Genomic DNA, 19,909 nt, shown 5'->3' with positions numbered 1-19,909 from the left:
TTTGCAGTCGCTCCGGCTGCACCAATGTTCCCCTCGGAAAGAACCGCCAGCCACGGGTCGATCTCCCCCCTTGTGGGGGAGATGGCCGGCAGGCCGGAGGGGGGTGCAGCACCACGCATTTCCGGCCTCGGCAGGGTGGCATGACCATGCACCGCCTCGCCCACGCTCTCTCCGCCCAGACGACTGTTCCTCTCCTTGGCGCCCAGACAATCGTCAATGGTGTCGTGGCCATCTGCGATCCGCTCGGAGGCCTCTATCTGCCTGAGACGGGCACGCTCGTCGTCTCCGACCTGCACCTGGAAAAAGGCTCGGCCTTTGCCCGTCGCGGCATGCTCTTGCCGCCCTATGACACGCTTGCGACCCTGCGCGTGCTCGAGGCAGCGATCGCGCGCCACGAACCGAAACTCGTCATCAGCCTCGGCGACAATTTCCACGATCGCGTCGGTTCGGCCGCCATGCCCGAAACCTTCCGGCATATGATCGCGGCGATGGCGCACGGCCGCGAGTGGGTCTGGATCAACGGCAACCACGATCCGGACGGCGCCTTCGGCTTGCCAGGTGCCTCGATGGACGAACTCAATCACGCAGACCTCGTCTTCCGGCACGAGCCGAAGCGCGATGCGGCGATCGGGGAAATCGCCGGACACCTGCATCCGGCGGCAACGGTGGTCAGACGGGAGAAGGCGGTTCGCCGCGCCTGTTTCGCAACGGATGGCATGCGTTTGCTGATGCCGGCATTCGGGGTCACGACCGGCGGGCTCGACCTCAGGCACCGGGCGATGACCGGTTTGTTCGACCGCGACAAACTCGTCGCCCATATGCTTGGCCGCGACCGGATCTATTCGGTTCGCTTTGGCAATCTCATCGGCTGAAACGCAAACAGTTTGGTCCGGGTTTCAGGCAGCGGCCGGTTGCGGCGCGTAACGCAGGATGACGCTGCCGGTCGACAGCGGCCGTGCTTCCAAGAGCGTCATTGCCAACGGGGCGTCCGAGTTCTTGAAGAACGGCGTGCCTTTGCCCAGCCGCACCGGCACGAGACAGAGCATGATCTCGTCGATCAGGTTTTCCGGCAGGAGCGAATCGACCAGTTCGGCGCTGCCGAAGATGTAGAGGTCCTTCTCGGCTTCCGGCTTCAACCTTCTGAGTTCGCCGACAATATCGCTTGCAACGCGGCTGTTGTTCCAGTCCGCCTTGTCCATCGTGCGCGAGGCGACGATCTTCGGCAGGGCGTTCATGTAGGTCTTGACCTCGCCCTCCTCCTCGCTCGTCGACCAGTAGGCGGCCATGCCTTCGTAGGTGATACGCCCGAAAACAAGCGCTTCGGCCCTGCTGCCGAACTCGTGGCTGAGCGCATCGAGCTCGGGTCCCCAGGCGCCGCCATGGAAATCGAGGTCCCATTTCCTCGCACCTTCGAAGTAACCATCGAGCGTCACCAGATTCCAGACGATGAGCTTGCCCATTTTTCCCGACCTCCAAACCGGTTGCATAATTGAACCGGTTTCAAGATAGCAAACCGATCTCGTTTTGCAAGCAGTTTTGAAGCGGGAAAAAACGACAACGCCCCGCAGGCGTTCTGCCAACGGGGCGATGCAGCAAACCAGATCGGAGCTTTTCACGCGAGCGAACGGGCCCGCGGTGCCTGCTGTCCCGACGTGCAAGGGGCGTCACGCCCCATTGGCTTAGAAAGCGTTGAACGTCAGGGTCGTCAACGAGCGCGAGATACCCGGAACCGTGGCGATATTGTCGTTGATGAACTTGCCGATGTCCTGGCCTTCCTCGATGTAGATCTTGATGATCAGATCGTAGTCGCCGCTGGTCGAATACATCTCCGAAACGATCTCCTTGCGGTAGATCTCGTCAGCGACCTCGTAGGTCTTGCCGGGAGCGCACTGCAACTGGACAAAAATCGGTTTCATCGAGCTTCCTCTGCTTCGTCTTGTAGCGGCGCGCGTTGATGAAACACGCGGCATCCCTTTCCTTAGCGCTCCGCCGCGCAAAAGGAAACGTCGCCGCGCACTTCCTCACCGTTGCAAGGTTAGTCCTTGCGGAAGATCAGGCTGGCGCCCCAGCCGGTGATGACCGCGAGCAGGACCGCCATCAGGCCGTAAAAGAACGGCTGCTGGTGCGCGGCCTGGGTAATCAATTGCTCCAAGCCGGTTTTGACGACGCGCAGGGGCAGCGCCTTGGCGGCGACGAAAACGCCATCGCGGAAGAGATAGGCGCGAACCACATGCACGCCGTTCGGGACGTTGGCCGGCAGCCGCACCGAGGCCTTGAACAGGCTGGAACTGATGAACTGCACGCCGCCCGGATCGCGCTCATAGACGCCGCTCGTCTCGCGGATGCGCCGGAAGGCGTTGCGGAACTCACCGAGATTGCTGCCGTCGCCGACGAAACCGAGCGGCACCAGCCGCATGTGATCGACGCCGATGCCCATATTGCCCATCTCGCCGGGCGGGGCGATCGTCTCGATATCGCGGGTCGACGACAGAGAATAGGATTCAGGCACAAGCTCGAAGGTCATGGAGCTTGTGTTGACCCAGATGCCGAAGACGCGCTCCTTCTTGCGCACCGTCGCATTGTCCTTGGGGCCTTCGAGGCTGACGACGATGTTGTACCTGCCCTGCGCGAGCAGGCTCTGGTCGAAGCCGTCGACGGCGCCGAAGATCGTCAGATCCGCGCCGCGGAAATCCGAGGTGATGGCAATCTCGTCGGTCGAGATGCCGATCTCCAGCTTCTCGGTGAAATCGGCGTTCTCATCCTTGATCGCCGCCTCAGCGGGCGCCGCAAGGACGAGTGCAAGAAAAGCGAGAAGTGTATGGGCGCGGCGGAGCATCAGAAGCCGAACCCCGCTGACACCACCGAATAAACGTCCTTCGGCGGAATGACGAGCTCGATCGCCAGACGAATGCCGACGGCAAGGACGAGCAATGCGAGAAGCGCCCGCAGCTGTTCGCCACGCAGCTTCTGGCCGACGCGCACGCCGTACTGGGCGCCGATGACGCCGGCGATCATCAGCACGAAGGCGAGCACGATGTCGACGGTGTAGTTGGTCGAGGCCTGAACGATGACCGTATAGGCAGAGACGAAGATGATCTGGAACAGCGACGTGCCGACGACGACGTTGGTCGGGATGCGCAACAGGTAGATCATCGCCGGCACCATGATGAAGCCGCCGCCGACACCCATGACGGACGTCAGCACACCGATGCAGAAGCCGAGCCCGGCAACCGGAATGACGCTCAGATAGATCTTCGATTTCTTGAAGCGCATCTTCAACGGCAGGCCGTGCACCCAGTTGTGCTGGCCGGGCCGACGTAAGGTGGTCTGCTGGTTCTTGGCAGCCTTGCGCATGGCGGTGATGCTCTCCCAGAGCATCAGGCCGCCGACGGTGCTCAGCAGCACGACGTAGAGCAGGGAAATGACGAGGTCGAGCTGACCGATACGGCGCAGCAGCGAGAACAGCCAGACGCCGACGGTCGCACCCGCAAGACCGCCGCAGAGCAGCACCGTCCCGAGCTTGATGTCGATCGTGCCGCGCCTGAAATGGGTAATCGCGCCGGAAATCGACGAGGCGACGACCTGGTTGGCGCCGGTCGCGACCGCCACAACGGGCGGGATGTTATAGAAGATCAGGAGCGGGGTGATCAAAAACCCGCCACCGACGCCGAACATGCCGGACAGAAAGCCGACGGCAGCGCCCATACCGAGAATGATGAGTATGTTCACCGACAACTCTGCGATGGGCAGATAGATCGTCACGCCGGGACCTCGATATGCCAACGGCCCGCGATGCGGGCGAACCTGTTAGTGTGGCAAGCATTCACCACGAATGAGGGCACCACGAACGAGGGGCGCCACGGATGAGGGATTGTCTCGAAAAGCCGACCCCGCTCCCGCAGGAGAGGTGGCCTTCGTCATGCACGCCTGCAGCCCCGCGTCCGCATGGAGGCACCAAGGCCGCAGCAGGACCCTGGCTGGCTGCATCGTCCCTACCCTTAGCCTGATTCCGATTAAGGAATTGTGCTAAAGGAGCGACCGGTCAACCTTTTCAGCCACATGGCAGACAGCTTCGCCACCTGCCATCCGTGTCGCCCGGCTCTGCGGCTTTATTGCGGCGTCACCCCCGACCAAATTCGGGGGCAATCGCGGCTCAGGAATTGCGCTTCAGCAGTTCCTTGACCAGTTGCTCGGTAATCTCGCCGGTGGGCTCCTGGCCGACCGATTTCTGGAAAGCCTTGATGGCGGCGACGGTCTTCTTGCCCATCTGCCCGTCGGGCGTGCCGGCATCGAAGCCGTTGTTGTTGAGGATCGCCTGAATGTTGCGGATCGCCTTGCCCTTGTCGACACTGGCGGTCTTGTTGGCGGGCCCGACCCACGCATCAGGAACATCGACCGAATTGGCCCTGGCATCGACGGGCTGTGCCTTCCAGCCATCTGCCTTCGCCTTGGCGCTTTCGAGCTGTTCAGGCTTCATCGCCTTGGCGACCTCGTCACGCTTGGTCCCGGCGTCGATGTCGCCCTGGCCAGCCGCTGCCGCAAACCACTTGTAGGATTCGCCGAGGTCCTGCGGCACGCCATTGCCGCGCGCATAAAGGACGGCAAGGTTGAACTGGCTGTCGCGGATGCCGAGTTCGGCGGCCTTGGCAAACCACTTCGTCGCCTCGGCAAAATCGGGAGCGCCATCGCGGCCGCTTGCCAGGAGAACGGCGAGATTGTGCATTGCGCTGGCGTTGCCCTGGCCGGCAGCGGAGAGATAGAGCGCCTTTGCCTTGGCGGCGTCGCGCTCCACGCCCGAGCCCTTTTCGTAGAGGCTGGCGAGGCGGTATTGCGCCGGCACGACGCCGGCATCCGCTGCACGCTGGTACCACTTGGCCGCTTCGGCCATGTTTTCGGGAACGCCGCGCCCTTCGGTAAAGCGTGCGCCGATTTCGTAGAAGGCGAGCGGATCGCCGCCCTTGGCGGCCGTGACCAGCGCCGGGGGACCGAAGCCCTCCGGCAACACGATGTCGCTCGGCGCAGCCGCCGGAGCGAACGGCGTCATTGCGGCGCCATCAACCGGCGCGGCGGCGACCGTGGCGCTTGCTGCCGGCGCATTGCCGGTCGGCGTCGGCTGGAACTCGGTTGCCTGCGCAGTCGCTTCCGCGACAGGCGCCAGCATCGGCGCCTTGTCCTGCGTGACACTATTCGGCGTTGAAATGGTCGTCGTCGGCACAGCGGTCGCGGTGACCGCGATCGATGCCTCGGGCGTCCTTGCCGGCGCTTCGAGCGTATCTTGCGGCGCGGCCGACGCTACCTGCGAAGCAACAACCGGGGCTTCCTGCGACGCCACTGCGGCGGCCTGCGACTGGATGTCGTCCGCGACCTTGAAATCCTGCGCAGCCGGCGCGGCCTGTTGTTCAATGACGGCGACAGGCTCCAGCGGCGCCGTGTCGTTCTTCGACAGCATCGTGCTGACCATCGGATAGGACATGATCGCCAGAAGCACGGCGCCGACGGCCATGAGGATCGGGCGACGGTGGCGGGCAAAGGCTCCGCCGATGCCCGATGCGTTTCCGGCTTCGCCGACCTTGTTCAGCGTATCGGCCTCTTCGACGGCAAGCTGAGCGGCTCTGCGGGCGGCGGCGATGAAATCGGATTTGTCGCCATCGGCCGGCGCAATACCCGCCTTGCTCATCTGCCCGGCGCGCACGCGCTCAAGAATCTTCTTCACGTCAGGAACGCCCGACCCCGGCTCCAGCAGCTGGTTGGCCTCTTCGGGCGCCAGCATTTCGGAGGGGTCGATCGAAGGGGTCGGTTCAACGAGCTGGCGAACCTGTTCCGGTCCCGCCTCGGAACGCTTGCCGGAGAACCGGCGGGTCAGGCCCGCAAGCAGGCCGGTGCGTGCCGCTGCCGCGGCTTCGCGCGGCGCTTCGATTTCAACGGTCGAGGCCTGTTGGTCGTCGACAAGCGCGGTGGCGGGCGCCGCCGCGGGCGCGGCGACCGGAGCCGTCGCTGCCTGATCCTCGGCCTGGAGCGCGCGAACGTTGCGCTGCAGGTCTTCATAGCGATCGTCGAGATCGCCGGTCCCAAAGGGGTCGGCGAATTCCGGCTGCGTTGCTCTCGGCATTTCCACCGGTTCACGCACGACCGGCATCGCCGGCGACAGGGCCGGCTCGCGGTTTTCGATGCGCTCCAGCTTGTCGGCGATGTGCACAAGCGTTTCGTGCAGCGCCTCGAAGGTGCGCGCCGTGCGCTCCTCGCTCGAACGGCTAAGGTCCTCAAGCGTCCTCAGATCGTCTGCCAGCGCCGAGATCGCGGCGAAATCGCCGCCTGTCGCCTGGGACGGGGTGTTCTTGCCATAGGCTTCCATCACCGCTTCGGCCGCCTGGCGGGCAGCCTCGACGATGTATTCGTCGCTCGTGGAGAAATAGTCCTCGAGCGCGGTCATGCGGCTTTCGAAATCGACCGGCATCGCCGTGGCGGCAACGTCGGCGCGCGGCTGGCTGACCAGCGTCGAAAGATTGGCGATCTGCGCTTCGAGGTTCTGCAGGGCGGCGCGGTCGTCGAATGGTGCGGCATAGGTTTCTTCGAGACGCTGGGCGATCCCGACAAGGCGATCCTCGAGCCGGTCGAAGCGCGGATCGGAAGCCGGCTGGGCACCGTGGGCGTCCAGTTCGTCGATACGGCGGGCCAGATAATCCAGGCGCTCGGCGAGCGCATCGTTGACGCTGCCCTGATCGAGCGCCTCGATCTTGCGGGAAATGTCCGACAGGTAGTCGCCGAGATCAGCCTGCGCGGCGCGGTTGCTGCGCTCCATCATCAGCGACAGCTGCTCGAGGCGTTCATCGAGACGGGCGGCAGCCTTCTCGCCGGCGAGATCTTCGACCCGGGCGGTCAATGCTTCCAGCCGGGCGCCGAGCCCGCCATCGTTCGGGCGCGACAGGCTGTCGATCTGAAGGGAAAGGTCGCCAAGACGGTTTTCGAGACGGTTGATGAAGCCGCTGTCGAGGCCGCTCGTCGTGCGGCTGTTCGCAGCGATGGCACGGCTGATCTCGTCGAGGCGGCTGTCGAGGTCGGCAAATTGCGATACGAGGCGGCGGTCGTCCGGCTGGATCTGGCGGCCGAGCATTTCGATCGCCTGGGCGACGGCGATCAGCTTGTCCTCCAGTGCGTCGACGGCGGAACTGCCCGTCAGCGAACCGATCTGCACCTTGATCTCGTCCAGCCTGTAGGCCAGCGCCACGAGTTCGTCGTCACGGTTCTGGTCAAAGGCGATCAGCCGGTCCTCGACGCCGTTCCAGCGGCTTTCCATGCGGCGCACGCTGTCTTCACGCGCAAGGCCGTCGATCATCGAACGCAGGTCGTCGAAATCGCCGCGCAGGGCGTCTGCCTGGGCAGGCGACGCCTGGCGGCCGAGCTGCTGAATGCTGTCGGCAAGGCGTTGCATGTCGCCACGCACGTCCTCGGCAAAGCTGTGATCCTGTGCCTGGGCCTTGATGCCGCGAATTTCGGAACGCAGCGAATTCATCTCGCGCGTCAGGCCGTCGGTGATGTCGCGCTTCAGATCCTGGCGAAGGCCGACGAGCGCTTCTGCGATATCGTTGACGGCAGACGGGGCGCGCTGCGGCTGGCTGTGTTGCGGCTGCAGGCGGGGCTCTTCGGCAAAACGCTCGGAAACCGGACGTTCTTGAATGTAGCGTTCGGCTTCGCGCTGCGGCAGCCGGTCGCGGAGGGAGGGGCGCTCGCGTGCGGCGCTGAGGCTTTTCTGCCGCTGCATGATTTCGGCGACGGCGTCGCGAGGCGACGGGGCGTCTCGGGCCGGTTCGCGGACGGGCTCGCGCGCGGCCTCGCGGACCGGCAGTCGTTCGCGCTCGGAGGGCCTCGGCGCCACGTCACGGGCAGCGCTGTTCATCAGGCCCTCGATGCGCGCCTCCAGTCCTTCGATGGTGCGGTTCAGGGCGTCGAGCGACGGCCGCTCGCCATAGGACTGACTGCCTGCTCGCTGAGGATTTGATCGCGATCCATTCATGGTGTTCTTCGCCCCTGTCGTCGGCCATCTCGAAAGACGTCACGGAAGAAAACAGCTTCTTCACCCCTGTGGCGCTTCCGACGTGGGCAAGGCTACAACGACGCGACGCCAGGACAGGTTGCAGCTTTGACCATCTCAACACGCACCTTTCACGAAACGTGGTAAATAAGCCGTTAACCTGCCGGTGATTTTTTAACGATTTGGCAGGATTGCATCGACCGCGGGCAACAGCGACGCTCGATGCCCTTCCTTCACCGGGCGACGAAACTGCTCGACCCGCAATTTTTGACGTTTACGCAAACGTCAAAATTTTGTAGCATCCGGCCAACGATGCGAGACCGCCTGGAGCATCCGGCCTCCTTTGGAAATAGAGGAAGCGGAAAGGTGCTCTGGAATCAACGTGCTGGAGCGTCGCCTGTGTGTTCGTCCGAACGCTCGGGCGCTCTGGGGGAGCGGCGGCGCATCCGGCATCCTGCAACCGGGCGTCGCAATCGATAGGCGGCCGCCCGAAGCACCAAAGGCGAGGAAAGCATGCCCATCTACAAGGCCCCGGTCGACGATACCCTCTTCATCCTGAACGACGTGCTCGGCATCGAGCGCTACAACAACCTGCCCGGCTTCGCCGACGCGACGCCGGACATGATCGAAGCGATCGTCGGCGAGGCGGCCAAGCTTGCCGAAGAGGCGCTGTTCCCGGTCAACCTGTCCGGCGACCAGGAGGGCTGCAAGCGCCGCGACGACGGTTCGGTCAGCGTGCCGAAGGGCTTCAAGGAGGCCTTTGATCTCTACCGCGAAGGCGGCTGGCTCGGCCTTGCCGTGCCGGAAGAGTTTGGCGGTCAGGGCCTGCCCTACACGCTGCACACCGCCGTCGGCGAGTACATGTCGTCTGCCAACATGGCGCTGACCATGTATCCGGGCCTCACCCAGGGCGCGATCGCCGCGATCCTCGTGCACGGCACGGACGAGCAGAAGAAGGCCTATCTGCCGAAGATGGTCGCCGGCACCTGGACCGGCACGATGAACCTCACCGAACCGCATTGCGGCACGGACCTCGGGCTCCTGCGGTCGAAGGCGGTTCCCACCGGCAACGGCGCCTACAAGATTTCCGGCCAGAAGATCTTCATCTCGGCCGGCGAACACGACATGTCCGACAACATCATCCATCTGGTGCTCGCCCGCATTGAGGGCGCGCCGGAAGGCGTGAAGGGCATCTCGCTGTTCATCGTGCCGAAGTTCAAGCTCGACGCCGATGGCGAGCCGGGCGAGCGCAACGGCGTTTCCTGCGGCGCGATCGAACACAAGATGGGCATCCACGGCAACTCGACCTGCGTCATGAACTATGACGAGGCGGAAGGCTATCTCATCGGCACGGAGAACAAGGGCCTCAACGCCATGTTCGTGATGATGAACGAGGCTCGCCTCGGCGTCGGCCTGCAGGGCCTGTCGATCGCCGAAATTGCCTACCAGAACGCCGCCAACTATGCGCGCGACCGCATCCAGGGCCGTTCGCTCTCCGGGCCCAAGGCGCCGGAGAAGAAGGCCGACCCGATCATCGTCCATCCGGACGTGCGCCGCACGCTGATGACGATCAGGGCGTTCACCGAAGCCGGCCGCGCCTTCACGCTCTGGACCGCGCTGAAGTCCGACATCGCCCACCGCTCGGACAATGACGCCGACCGCCAGACAGCCGACGACATCCTCGGGCTGATGACGCCGATCCTCAAGGGCGTCCTGACCGACAAGGGCTTCGACCATGCCGTCATGGCGCAGCAGATGTTCGGCGGTCACGGCTACATCGAAGAGCACGGCATGAGCCAGTATGTCCGCGATGCCCGCATCGCGATGATCTACGAAGGCGCCAACGGCATCCAGGCGCTCGACCTCGTCGGCCGCAAGCTGGGCCTCAACGGCGGCCGCGCCGTGATGGCGCTGTTCAAGGAAATCGGTGACTTCTGCGAGGAAAACCGCGGCAACGAGAAGCTTGCCGGCTACACCAAGGCGCTGAAGAAGGGTCTCAACGACCTTCAGGCTTCCACCATGTGGTTCATGCAGAACGCCATGGCCAAGCCCGACAATGCCGGCGCCGGTTCGACCGACTACATGCACCTCTTCGGCCTCGTCGTGCTCGGTTACATGTGGGCGAAAATCGCCAAGACTGCTGAGGAAAAGCTTGCCTCTGGCGAAACGGAGCGCGCAGACTATCTGAAGAACAAGCTGATCACCGCGACCTTCTTCATGGAAAGGATCCTGCCGGAAACGGCCCTGCGCAAGGCCCGCATCGAGACCGGCGCCGACACGCTGATGGCACTCGACGCGGCCGCCTTCTGAGCCGGTCGATTTCAAACTGTTATGACGGACAGCACCATATGGTGCTGTCGAAAGGGAGATGAGACATGACGAAAGTCTTCGTTTACGACCACGTGCGCACGCCGCGCGGCCGTGGCAAGAAGGACGGGTCGCTGCACGAAGTGCCGTCCGTGCGCCTCGCCGCCAAGATGCTGGAGGCGGTGCGTGACCGCAATGGGCTCGATACGTCGACCGTCGACGACATCATCATGGGTTGCGTCGATCCGGTTATGGATGCAGGCGCCGTGATCCCAAAGGCCGCCGCCTTCGAAGCCGGTTACTCCACCCGCGCGCCGGGCATGCAGATCTCGCGTTTCTGCGCCTCGGGTCTCGATGCCGTCAACTTCGGCGCGGCGAAGATCGCTCAAGGGGCCGACGACATCGTGATTGCCGGCGGCGTCGAATCGATGTCGCGCGTCGGCCTCGGCATGTCCGGCGGCTCCTGGTTCATGGACCCCTCGGTCAACCTGCCGGGCTACTTCATGCCGCAGGGCGTTTCGGCCGACCTGATCGCCACCAAATACGGTTTTAGCCGCGACGACGTCGACGCCTATGCGGTGGAGAGCCAGAAGCGCGCAGCGCATGCCTGGGAAAAGGGCTATTTCAAGAACTCGGTCGTGCCCTTCAAGGACCAGAACGGCCTGACGATCCTTGACCGTGACGAGCACATGCGTCCGGGCACCGACATGCAGGCGCTCGCCTCGCTCAACCCGTCGTTCCAGATGCCGGGCGAAATGGGCGGCTTTGAAGCGGTCGGCATCCAGGCGCATCCGGAAATCGAGAAGATCACCTACGTGCACCATGCCGGCAACTCGTCCGGCATCGTCGACGGCGCTGCCGCCGTGCTGCTCGGCTCGAAGGCCGGCGGCGAAAGCATGGGCCTGAAGCCGCGCGCCCGCATCCGCGCCTTTGCCAATATCGGCTCGGATCCGGCGCTGATGCTGACCGGACCGGTCGACGTCACCGAAAAGCTGCTGAAGCGCGCCGACATGAAGCTGTCGGACATCGACCTCTTCGAGCTCAACGAGGCCTTTGCCGCCGTCGTGCTGCGCTACATGCAGGCCTTCGAGATCCCGCACGACAAGATCAACGTCAACGGCGGCGCGATCGCCATGGGCCACCCGCTCGGCGCGACCGGCGCGATGATCCTCGGCACCGTGCTCGACGAACTGGAGCGTCGCGACCTCAACACCGCGCTCGTCACGCTCTGCATCGGCGCCGGCATGGGTACAGCAACGATCATCGAAAGGGTCTGACGATGGACGTGATGCGCCGTTCTCTTCTCGCACTGATGGGCCTGGGGCTGCTTGCAGCCGCCGGCTGCGTCTCCGACGAGGAGGAAGGCGGCGACAGCTTCACGCTCACCGGTGCGATCTCCAATACCGCCAGCGGCCCGGTTCCGGCCGGCACCGTCACGATCAGGCTCGAGGAGCAGGGCGTGATGGACGTCGCCGCCAAGCTGATCGCCGAGACATCCGTTGTCAGCGACGGCAAGGCAACCCGCGTGCCCTTCGTGCTGCAGGTGCCGAAGCCCGAACTCGACAAGGCCGTCGACGCGGGCTTCAGCATCCGGGTCGAGCGCGACGGCAGGCTGATCGCCACCAACACCAGCAAACAACGTTACAGCGGCGGATCGAACGTCTCGCTGCAGATCGAACCCATTCTCTACTGAGGGGGAGAACCATGACGCATTACACCAATTTCAAGATCGAGACCGACGCCGACGGCATTGCGCTCGTCACCTGGGACATGCCCGAAAAGTCGATGAACGTCTTCACCCAGGAGGTGATGAAGGAACTGAACGCCATCGTCGACCAGACGACCGCGGACGCTGCCGTCAAGGGCGTCGTCTTCACCTCCGGCAAGTCGAGCTTCTCCGGCGGCGCTGATCTCTCGATGATCAAGTCGATGTTCACCTTCCAGCAGGAAGAAAAGAAGAAGGATCCGGATAACGCCGCCCAGAAGCTTTTCAACCTCGTCGGCCGCATGACCGGGCTCTTCCGCAAGCTCGAAACCTCCGGCAAGCCCTGGGTCTCGGCGATCAACGGCACCTGCATGGGCGGCGCTTTCGAACTCTCGCTCGCCTGCCATGGCCGTGTCGCTTCCAATTCCAAGTCGGTGAAGATCGCGCTTCCGGAAGTCAAGGTCGGCATCTTCCCCGGCGCCGGCGGCACCCAGCGCGTGCCGCGTCTCACCAACGCGCAGGACGCGCTGCAGATGATGACGACCGGCTCGTCGCTGACGGCGGCCCGCGCCAAGGCCCTTGGCCTGGTGCACGAGGTGGTCGACGCCGACAAGCTGGTCGATGCCGCCAAGGCGATGATCAAGAACGGCCTGAAGCCGGTACAGCCTTGGGACGAGAAGGGCTACAAGGTTCCGGGCGGCGGCATCTGGACGCCGGCCTCGGCCCAGTTGTGGCCGGCTGCCTCCGGCATCCTGCGCCGCGAGACCTACGGCAACTATCCGGGCGCCGTCGCGATCCTGAAGTGCGTCTATGAGGGCCTGCAGGTGCCGTTCGACACCGCACTCAAGATCGAACAGCGCTACTTCACCGAGATCCTTCAGACCACCGAAGCCTTCTCGATGATCCGCTCGCTGTTCGTCTCGATGCAGGAGCTCGGCAAGGGCGCGCGTCGCCCGGCCGGTGTGCCGAAGTCGGAGTTCAAGCATGTGGGCGTCGTCGGCGCCGGCTTCATGGGCGCTTCGATCGCCTATGTGACGGCCGCCGCCGGCATCGCCGTCACGCTTATCGACCGCGACATGGAGGCGGCCGAAAAGGGCAAGGCGCATTCAGAAGGCCTGGTGAAGGACTCGATCGGCAAGGGCCGGCTTACCAAGGAAGAAGGCGAGGCGCTGCTTGGCCGCATCACGCCATCGGCCGACTACAACGACCTGAAGAATGTCGGCCTCGTCGTCGAAGCCGTGTTTGAGGATCGTCAGGTCAAGAAGGACGTGATCGAGAAAGTCGAGGCCGTGATCGGCGAAGACACGATCTTTGCGTCCAACACCTCGACGTTGCCGATCACCGGCCTTGCCAAGAACTCCAAGCGCCCCGGTCAGTTCATCGGTATTCACTTCTTCTCGCCGGTCGAAAAGATGATGCTGACGGAAGTGATCCTCGGCAAGGAGAGCGGCGACAAGGCGCTGGCGACAGCACTCGACTATGTCGCCGCGATCAAGAAGACGCCGATCGTCGTCAACGACACGCGCGGCTTCTACGTCAACCGCTGCGTCTTCCGCTACATCCACGAAGCCTATGACATGCTGATCGAAGGCGTACCGCCGGCGATGATCGAGAATGCCGCCAAGATGGCCGGCATGCCGGTCGGCCCGCTGTCGCTCAACGATGAAGTGGCGATCGACCTCAGCCAGAAGATCCTGAAGGCCACCGTCGCCGACCTCGGCGAAAAGGCCGTCGATCCGAAGCACCTGGCGCTGATCAACAAGCTGGTCGACGACCTCGACCGTCGCGGCCGCAAGAACGGCAAGGGCTTCTACGAGTATCCGGCAAAGCCGGCCAAGAAGTATCTGTGGCCGGAGCTGAAGACGCTCTATCCGCAGAAGAACGCCGACACGATCGACGTCGAGGTGCTGAAACAGCGTTTCCTCGCAACGATCGCGCTCGAAGCCGCCCGCACCATGGAAGAGGGCATCGTCACCGATCCGCGCGAAGCCGATGTCGGCTCGATCCTCGGCTTCGGCTTTGCGCCCTACACCGGCGGCACGCTTTCCTATATCGACGGCATGGGCGTAAAGGCCTTCGTCACGATGTGCGAGACGCTTGCCAAGGACTATGGCGACCACTTCAAGCCGACGGCTCTGCTGAAGGAAATGGCCGAACGCGGCGAGACCTTCTACGGCCGCTTCGACCCCTACGGCGAGAAGAAGCAGGCGGCGTAAGCCACGCATCATCGCGTTGGAAACAGGCCCTCTGGGGCCTGTTTTCGTTTCTGCATTTCGTGGGGTGCTGCGCGGCTTCGCGTCGACCACAGGCTGATGGCCATCAACCTGTTACAGTCGGGATGCTAGAGCGGATCGACACCCCCTGCTGCGACAAGACCATGACCGAACCCCTTCTCCGCCCTGCCCGACCTGGCGACGAGCCCTACCTGCACTGGCTGGAGGAAGCCTGCATGCGGGACTATGCGGTCGCGCTCTGGGGAAGCTGGCAGCCGCGTCCGGCCGACGCGCTGGTCCTTGGCGAACATCGTATCATTGTTGCCGAAGGCGCGGATGTCGGTTGCGTTTCGGTGACGGAGCGCGACGATCATGTCTGGGTCAACAAGCTCTATGTCGCACCCACGCACCAGAAGCGCGGCTATGGCGCGGTTGCCCTGCGGCGGGTGCTTGGCGAAGCCGGGGCGATCGGCCTGCCCTTGCGCCTCAGCGTGCTGACCACCAATCCGGCAATCGCCTTCTACCGGCGCGAGGGTCTGGTCATCTACAACGAGACCCCCGAGCGGCGTTTCATGACGTCTGAGCCGCATTAAGCTTATCAGCACCTTCTGATTGACGACCTCCATGCGCAGGCGCATCCTTTGCGGGATGAGGGGGACACGCCATGAGCGAGCCTGATCTCTATCTGCTTGGGCGCGCCGGCCCCGAAGAAGAACGCCTCAAGCGACAAATCGCCAACCTCGCGCCTGACTCCGACCAGCAACTCGAAAGGGTCGGGATTAAGCCTGGCGAGCGCGTTATCGATCTCGGCTGCGGTCCGGGCGGCGTGCTGCATCTGCTGGGCAAGCGCGTCGGGCCGACCGGTTCGGTTCTCGGTATCGAGCGCGACCCGCATTTCGTTGCGCTTGCCCGCCGTTTCGTCGAGAGCCACGCGCTGCCCCAGGTAGAGGTGCGTGAGGGCGACGCCTATCAGACCGGCCTGCCGCGCCGCTCGTTCGACGGCGCCCATATGCGGCTCGTGCTCGTCAACGTGCCGCGACCTGAGCTGATCGTGCTGGAAATGGTGTCGCTGGTGAAGCCTGGCGGCTGGATCGCGAGCTTCGAGGCCGATTTCCTCGCCCATATCTGCGACCCGCCGCTTGCAGCCTGGGACCGGCTGCTTGCCGCCTACACCGCCTACTCCGCCGCCCGCGGCATCGATCTCAATATCGGCCGCCGGGCGCATCGGCTGTTTCGCCAAGCCGGCATCGAGGCGATCTCCGTCGATGCCGTCGAGCATGTCTACCCGCCCGGCCACGACCGCCGGCCGATCCTCAAGGATTTCATCAACAATGTCCGCGCTGGGCTCGTTTCTGAGGGCTTCATCAGCCGGGCAGACCTGGATGCCGATCTGGCCGCGCTTGACCGGCATCTCGCCGACCCCGATGTGCTCGTCACGTCACATCTGTTCTTCCGACTGACCGGTCGTGTGCCCGAGGCGCTCGTCGTCAAGGCATGAGGCGGCGGCCGTCCGGATCCCGGCCCCACCCGTCAGACCGCAGCGCCGGCACGCCGGTGGGCCAGGCGCTCGCCGACGATGATCAGCAGGCCGGCTGCAAAGATCAGGCCGGCGCCGGCAAAGACGTTCGTGGCCGGCACGTCGCCCCAGATGAGGAAGCCGAGGCCGAAGGCCCAGACGAGCGAGGTGTATTCGAACGGCGCGATCACGGAAATCGGCGCGCGGCGCATGCCCTCGAAGAGCGCATACTGCGCGATGCCGGCAATGACCCCGGTGCCTGCCATCAATGCGAGGTCGAAGAGCGCCGGCGGCGCCCAGAAGAAGCCGACCGCAATCCCGGTCATGGCGATGAAGAAGACGTTGGAGATGGTCATCTGCACCAGCGTCGTTTCCTGAAGAGCTGTCTTTCGCAGCATGACAGTGCCGATTGCCCAGAAGACGGCGGCCGCCAGCGCCAGGAACACCGGCAGCGACAGTTTCATGCCGGTGCCGAGCGGATCGCAGGCGATGAGCACGCCGACGAAGCCGACGAAGACGGCAAACCAGCGGATCGGCGGCACATCTTCCTTGAGGATCGGGACCGCGAGCAGCGTCACGATGATCGGCGCGGCGTAATAGAGCGTCGTCATCTCGGCGAGGCCGAGGTCGCGCGCCGCGTTGAAATAACAAAGCCAGGCGGCGAGCAGCAGCAGGTTGCGCACGAACAGCGGCTTCACCACCGGCGACGAGATGGCGTCGCGCACCAGCTTGCCGCGGCCGATGACGAGGCAGAGCACGAGGATGGTGATGCTGCGGGTAAACAGGATCTGCCAGACGGAATAGCCGACGACCAGCCATTTGACAGACGCATCCTGCAGCGAAAACAGGAAATAGGAAAACGTCGTCATGACGATGCCTGACAGGACAGTCTTGTTCATGGAAGCCTCGATCGCGCCGGCGGGAGAAATGGCGGCGGAGCCCGTCTGATAGCGCGGCTTCGACGGAGGCGGAAGAGCTATCGCACGTGGCGCTGTGGCGATTTCTTGGGGTGGCCTCATTGATGGAGATCAAGATCGCGGCCTTGCGCCGCTGCTACTGCATGGTTCCTTTAATCGTCGCCGATTAGAGGATAAAACATGCAGCAGCGGCCTTTGCGCATCGGACAAGATGCGCGGCGCTGTACACGACGCCGATAACGGCAACGAAACAGGTCCAAAAGACATGCAGCCGCTCGCCTTCGCCCTCGCCGCTCTCGTCCTGCTCGCGACACCGGGTCCGACGAACACGCTTCTGTGGCTGTCGGGCGCCTCGGCCGGCTTTCGCCGCTCGGTGCCGCTGCTTGCCGGCGAACTCGGCGGTTACCTCGGGGTGATCGTTCCGGCCGTCGCTGTTCTGGCGCCGTTCCTCGCGGCGCACCCGCAGCTCGGCCTTTCGCTCAGGCTCGTCGCTGCCTCATGGGTGCTCTACCTCGCCTATGCGCTCTGGACGACCGATGCCGGACGAAGCGAACGGGTGGTCATCTCCGTCGGCCAGGTCTTCGTCACGACGTTGCTCAATCCGAAGGCGCTGATCGTCGCACTGGTGCTCTTGCCGCAAACAGGGCTGGCAAGCCTCACGTCCTGGATTGCCGGCTTTTGCCTGCTCGTGCTTGCTGTCGGATCCACTTGGATCGCAGCCGGCGCCGTGATGGTGAAAATATCCGAAGGCCTGTCCGCGTCACATCTGCCACGGCGGATCGCCGCCGTCTGCCTGACCCTCTTCTCGGTCGGAATTGCCGGCAGCGCGATCGGCGCCATGCATTGAAATCCCCGAGGTCGCACAAAGCACCCCGAGGATTTCCTTGAACCGAAGGCTGCGCATTACGCGGCGACAGCCGCTTCTCCAAGCTCCTTTGCCAACGCCCCCATCAACGTTTCCCAGCCGCCACGGCGATACTCAAGCTTGTCGAGCCCATCGAGGAACGCGACCTGTTCCGTGAAGACGAGGCGCGTGCCGCTGCCATCAGGCTGAATGTCGACGGTCGCAACGGAAGCGGAGATCCTCCGGTCGTTCTCCGTCATCGTATAGGCGAAGATGATGCGGCGGTTTTCGACGATGTCCAGATAGATGGTGTCGTCGTAATAGGTCGTTCCATCGTCCTGACTGAAACGACCGCTCTCACGCCCGCCGACGCGGAAATCGTGAGTCATCTGGGCACCGGCTTCGACATTGACGAACCAGCGCTCCTTCGCAGCCGGTTCTGAGAAGGCGTTGAACACCTGCGCCGGCGTCGCCTTGAAGCTGCGCTCGATGGTGAAGCTTTGATGTTCCACGGATCTTTCGGTCATGTTCCTCGTCTCCTCTGGTGGCGAAACCGTTGCCTGACCATCTGATTTCTTTTCAAAACTGCTATAAAAACGAAAGCAGTTGCACGCTAGCCTCACTGATGCGATAATGCAAGTGGTTTTGAAGAGGTGCCAATGAAGGACGACATTCGCTCGGCTTGCCCGATCAATCTTTCGCTCGAAGTGTTTGGCGACAAATGGAGCCTGCTGATCATTCGAGACATGATCTTCGGCGGAAAAAGGCACTTCCGGGAACTGCTTCGGTCGCAGGAGGGGATCTCGTCGAACATCCTGGCGGACCGGCTGAAGATGCTGGTCGAGCAGGGCATGCTGACCAAGGCGGACGATCCCACCCACAAACAGAAGGCGATCTACAGCCTGACGGAGATGACGATCGCGCTGGTGCCGATCATGGCGCAGCTTGGCGCCTGGGGACGGCGCTATCTGCCGGTCAGCGAAGAGCTCAGCATTCGCGCCGAACTGATGGAAAACGGCGGCCCGGAGCTCTGGGACCGCTTCATGGAAGAATTGCGACGCGACCATCTGGGAAAACCGCTCGACGGACCGCCGCGAGTTCGCGCGACCTTGCAGGCGGCTTACGAGGAGGTTGTCGCCCGCAACCGCGCGACCCGGGCAAACGGCTGACGAGCGCCCCGGCCAGAGGCGCAGTGCGCAAGCACGCTCAAGAAGGACCGGTCAAAGCCCGATCGCCGAGAGCATCACGAACGTCGCAAACAGCACGAAATGTGTCATGCCCTCGATGGCGTTCGTCTGGCCGTCGTTGAGATTGATCGCGGCGACGATCAGGGTGATCGCCACCATGACCGTCTGCACCGGCGACATCGCCATCAGGAAGGGCTGACCGGTATAGAGCGCGATCGCCTCCATGACAGGCACTGTCAGAATAACAGTCGAAAGTGATGCGCCGAGAGCGATGTTGACCACCGCCTGCATACGGTTGGCGAGCGCCGCCCGCATCGCGGTCATGATCTCGGGCGAGGCGGAGATCGCCGCGACCACGATGGCGGCAATCGCCGGCGGCGCGCCGCTGCCTTTCAGGCCCGACGTCAGGAGCACCGACATCGTTTCCGCCAGCACGCCGATCACCACGATACCGAAGATCAGGATCAGGATCGAAGGCAGCACCGGCTGATCACCGTCATCTTGGGTTGCGCCACCGTCGACCTTGGCCTTCGGATAGCTGTAGCTGAAGAAGTAGCTGTGCACCCCCACCTGCATGCGCAGGAACAGGGCGTAAAGGGTGATCATCGCGCCGATGGTGAAGGCGGAATACAGATGCCACTTCGCCGCCGGCACGAATTCCGGAACGATCATCGATATCCCCATCGCCGTCAGGATCATGACGCTGTAGGTGCGGGCGGAATCGTCGTTGTAGGGCTGCTCGCCGTGCTTCAGGCCACCAAGCAGGGCGGCAAGCCCGAGGATGCCGTTGATATCGAGCATGACGGCCGCATAGATCGTGTCGCGCACCAGGGTTGGCGAGGCCTCGCTGGTCATCATGATCGCCAGTACCACCACCTCGACCAGAACGGCCGAGAGTGTCAGGATCATCGTGCCATAGGGATCTCCGACCTTGGACGCCAGCACCTCGGCGTGATGCGCCACGCGAAGCGAGGCCAGCACGATCGCCGCCACGAGCGCTGCGGCGCCGAGAAGCATGGCCAGCCGTCCCATCGCCACAAGCTGATGTTCCAGCATGATCCCGACAATCGCGGCAATGACCGCGACGATCAGCAGGCGTTCCGATTTCATGCGTGCCAACGAAAACGCCCCCTGCCGACAGCCTGCCTTTCGGTCCAGCGAACTATAGGGCCGTCAATCCGCAAAGCAAAT

17 protein-coding genes are annotated in these 19,909 nt (G+C 63.6%); 9 read left to right on the top strand and 8 right to left on the bottom strand.

Annotation, left to right across the window (positions count from 1 at the left end; translation table 11 throughout):
- The first annotated feature begins 140 nt into the window (after nucleotides 1–140).
- Nucleotides 141–872, top strand: coding sequence for a ligase-associated DNA damage response endonuclease PdeM (gene pdeM / locus VGO12_RS15160; protein ID WP_327513571.1), 732 nt, complete (start codon nucleotides 141–143; stop codon nucleotides 870–872).
- Between the two features lie 24 nt (nucleotides 873–896).
- Here pdeM and VGO12_RS15155 read toward each other — a convergent pair whose 3' ends face one another.
- The 5 genes from VGO12_RS15155 to VGO12_RS15135 all read right to left on the bottom strand — a co-directional run bounded on the left by VGO12_RS15155 (nucleotide 897) and on the right by VGO12_RS15135 (nucleotide 8,011).
- The gene (locus VGO12_RS15155; RefSeq protein WP_327513570.1) at nucleotides 897–1,460 is read right to left on the bottom strand and encodes a dihydrofolate reductase family protein; all 564 of its coding nucleotides are present in this window, start codon (nucleotides 1,458–1,460) and stop codon (nucleotides 897–899) included.
- A 219-nt stretch (nucleotides 1,461–1,679) separates the two neighbouring features.
- Nucleotides 1,680–1,916: an Lrp/AsnC ligand binding domain-containing protein gene (locus VGO12_RS15150; protein WP_065774359.1), complete on the bottom strand. Its 237-nt coding sequence runs from the start codon at nucleotides 1,914–1,916 to the stop codon at nucleotides 1,680–1,682.
- Nucleotides 1,917–2,035: 119 nt separating this feature from the next.
- Nucleotides 2,036–2,836, bottom strand: a complete 801-nt coding sequence (locus VGO12_RS15145) for a TIGR02186 family protein (protein WP_327513569.1) — start codon at nucleotides 2,834–2,836, stop codon at nucleotides 2,036–2,038.
- Nucleotides 2,836–3,762, bottom strand: a complete 927-nt coding sequence (locus VGO12_RS15140; protein ID WP_327513568.1) for a sulfite exporter TauE/SafE family protein — start codon at nucleotides 3,760–3,762, stop codon at nucleotides 2,836–2,838. Before VGO12_RS15140 ends, VGO12_RS15145 begins: the two co-directional genes overlap by 1 nt.
- Before the next feature lie 391 nt (nucleotides 3,763–4,153).
- Nucleotides 4,154–8,011 carry a peptidoglycan-binding protein gene (locus VGO12_RS15135; RefSeq protein ID WP_327513567.1) on the bottom strand — a complete coding sequence of 1,286 codons (3,858 nt, stop codon included), beginning with the start codon at nucleotides 8,009–8,011 and terminating at the stop codon, nucleotides 4,154–4,156.
- 531 nt (nucleotides 8,012–8,542) lie between these two features.
- Here VGO12_RS15135 and VGO12_RS15130 point away from each other — a divergent pair.
- The 6 genes from VGO12_RS15130 to VGO12_RS15105 all read left to right on the top strand — a co-directional run bounded on the left by VGO12_RS15130 (nucleotide 8,543) and on the right by VGO12_RS15105 (nucleotide 15,752).
- Nucleotides 8,543–10,339, top strand: a complete 1,797-nt coding sequence (locus VGO12_RS15130; protein ID WP_327513566.1) for an acyl-CoA dehydrogenase C-terminal domain-containing protein — start codon at nucleotides 8,543–8,545, stop codon at nucleotides 10,337–10,339.
- A gap of 65 nt (nucleotides 10,340–10,404) precedes the next feature.
- Nucleotides 10,405–11,613 carry an acetyl-CoA C-acetyltransferase gene (locus VGO12_RS15125; protein WP_327513565.1) on the top strand — a complete coding sequence of 403 codons (1,209 nt, stop codon included), beginning with the start codon at nucleotides 10,405–10,407 and terminating at the stop codon, nucleotides 11,611–11,613.
- Between the two features lie 11 nt (nucleotides 11,614–11,624).
- On the top strand, nucleotides 11,625–12,029 hold the full coding sequence (locus VGO12_RS15120) for a YbaY family lipoprotein (RefSeq protein ID WP_327513564.1): 405 nt from the start codon (nucleotides 11,625–11,627) through the stop codon (nucleotides 12,027–12,029).
- Nucleotides 12,030–12,040: 11 nt separating this feature from the next.
- On the top strand, nucleotides 12,041–14,257 hold the full coding sequence (locus VGO12_RS15115) for an FAD-dependent oxidoreductase (RefSeq protein WP_327513563.1): 2,217 nt from the start codon (nucleotides 12,041–12,043) through the stop codon (nucleotides 14,255–14,257).
- A gap of 161 nt (nucleotides 14,258–14,418) precedes the next feature.
- Nucleotides 14,419–14,847 carry a GNAT family N-acetyltransferase gene (locus VGO12_RS15110; protein WP_327513562.1) on the top strand — a complete coding sequence of 143 codons (429 nt, stop codon included), beginning with the start codon at nucleotides 14,419–14,421 and terminating at the stop codon, nucleotides 14,845–14,847.
- 71 nt (nucleotides 14,848–14,918) lie between these two features.
- A complete protein-coding gene (locus VGO12_RS15105; protein ID WP_327513561.1) occupies nucleotides 14,919–15,752 on the top strand; it encodes a methyltransferase domain-containing protein in 834 nt (277 codons plus the stop codon).
- 32 nt (nucleotides 15,753–15,784) lie between these two features.
- Here VGO12_RS15105 and VGO12_RS15100 read toward each other — a convergent pair whose 3' ends face one another.
- The gene (locus tag VGO12_RS15100) at nucleotides 15,785–16,669 is read right to left on the bottom strand and encodes a DMT family transporter (RefSeq protein WP_327513560.1); all 885 of its coding nucleotides are present in this window, start codon (nucleotides 16,667–16,669) and stop codon (nucleotides 15,785–15,787) included.
- Between the two features lie 283 nt (nucleotides 16,670–16,952).
- Here VGO12_RS15100 and VGO12_RS15095 point away from each other — a divergent pair, with 283 nt between their 5' ends.
- The gene (locus VGO12_RS15095; protein WP_327513559.1) at nucleotides 16,953–17,534 is read left to right on the top strand and encodes a threonine transporter RhtB; all 582 of its coding nucleotides are present in this window, start codon (nucleotides 16,953–16,955) and stop codon (nucleotides 17,532–17,534) included.
- A gap of 56 nt (nucleotides 17,535–17,590) precedes the next feature.
- On the opposite strand, the gene VGO12_RS15090 is transcribed toward VGO12_RS15095, so the two are convergent.
- Nucleotides 17,591–18,058, bottom strand: a complete 468-nt coding sequence (locus tag VGO12_RS15090; RefSeq protein ID WP_327513558.1) for an SRPBCC family protein — start codon at nucleotides 18,056–18,058, stop codon at nucleotides 17,591–17,593.
- A gap of 132 nt (nucleotides 18,059–18,190) precedes the next feature.
- Here VGO12_RS15090 and VGO12_RS15085 point away from each other — a divergent pair, with 132 nt between their 5' ends.
- Nucleotides 18,191–18,700, top strand: a complete 510-nt coding sequence (locus VGO12_RS15085) for a helix-turn-helix domain-containing protein (protein ID WP_327513557.1) — start codon at nucleotides 18,191–18,193, stop codon at nucleotides 18,698–18,700.
- 51 nt (nucleotides 18,701–18,751) lie between these two features.
- Here the strand turns inward: VGO12_RS15085 and VGO12_RS15080 are convergent, their stop codons facing one another.
- Entirely contained in the window at nucleotides 18,752–19,828 is a 1,077-nt protein-coding gene (locus VGO12_RS15080) for a calcium:proton antiporter (protein ID WP_327513595.1), read from the bottom strand.
- Nucleotides 19,829–19,909 lie beyond the last annotated feature (81 nt).

Source organism: Ensifer sp., assembly GCF_035999135.1.
Lineage (GTDB): Bacteria > Pseudomonadota > Alphaproteobacteria > Rhizobiales > Rhizobiaceae > Ensifer.
Note: the sequence above shows the minus strand (reverse complement) of the source record. Positions and strands in the feature narration are given on the sequence as shown.

What these genes read in the sequence shown, in the direction of transcription:
- pdeM (WP_327513571.1), top strand. Translation starts at nt 141, where the DNA reads ATGACCATGCACCGCCTCGCCCACGCTCTCTCCGCCCAGACGACTGTT.
- VGO12_RS15155 (WP_327513570.1), bottom strand. Translation starts at nt 1,460, where the DNA reads ATGGGCAAGCTCATCGTCTGGAATCTGGTGACGCTCGATGGTTACTTC.
- VGO12_RS15150 (WP_065774359.1), bottom strand. Translation starts at nt 1,916, where the DNA reads ATGAAACCGATTTTTGTCCAGTTGCAGTGCGCTCCCGGCAAGACCTAC.
- VGO12_RS15145 (WP_327513569.1), bottom strand. Translation starts at nt 2,836, where the DNA reads ATGCTCCGCCGCGCCCATACACTTCTCGCTTTTCTTGCACTCGTCCTT.
- VGO12_RS15135 (WP_327513567.1), bottom strand. Translation starts at nt 8,011, where the DNA reads ATGAATGGATCGCGATCAAATCCTCAGCGAGCAGGCAGTCAGTCCTAT.
- VGO12_RS15130 (WP_327513566.1), top strand. Translation starts at nt 8,543, where the DNA reads ATGCCCATCTACAAGGCCCCGGTCGACGATACCCTCTTCATCCTGAAC.
- VGO12_RS15125 (WP_327513565.1), top strand. Translation starts at nt 10,405, where the DNA reads ATGACGAAAGTCTTCGTTTACGACCACGTGCGCACGCCGCGCGGCCGT.
- VGO12_RS15120 (WP_327513564.1), top strand. Translation starts at nt 11,625, where the DNA reads ATGCGCCGTTCTCTTCTCGCACTGATGGGCCTGGGGCTGCTTGCAGCC.
- VGO12_RS15115 (WP_327513563.1), top strand. Translation starts at nt 12,041, where the DNA reads ATGACGCATTACACCAATTTCAAGATCGAGACCGACGCCGACGGCATT.
- VGO12_RS15110 (WP_327513562.1), top strand. Translation starts at nt 14,419, where the DNA reads ATGACCGAACCCCTTCTCCGCCCTGCCCGACCTGGCGACGAGCCCTAC.
- VGO12_RS15105 (WP_327513561.1), top strand. Translation starts at nt 14,919, where the DNA reads ATGAGCGAGCCTGATCTCTATCTGCTTGGGCGCGCCGGCCCCGAAGAA.
- VGO12_RS15100 (WP_327513560.1), bottom strand. Translation starts at nt 16,669, where the DNA reads ATGAACAAGACTGTCCTGTCAGGCATCGTCATGACGACGTTTTCCTAT.
- VGO12_RS15095 (WP_327513559.1), top strand. Translation starts at nt 16,953, where the DNA reads ATGCAGCCGCTCGCCTTCGCCCTCGCCGCTCTCGTCCTGCTCGCGACA.
- VGO12_RS15090 (WP_327513558.1), bottom strand. Translation starts at nt 18,058, where the DNA reads ATGACCGAAAGATCCGTGGAACATCAAAGCTTCACCATCGAGCGCAGC.
- VGO12_RS15085 (WP_327513557.1), top strand. Translation starts at nt 18,191, where the DNA reads ATGAAGGACGACATTCGCTCGGCTTGCCCGATCAATCTTTCGCTCGAA.
- VGO12_RS15080 (WP_327513595.1), bottom strand. Translation starts at nt 19,828, where the DNA reads ATGAAATCGGAACGCCTGCTGATCGTCGCGGTCATTGCCGCGATTGTC.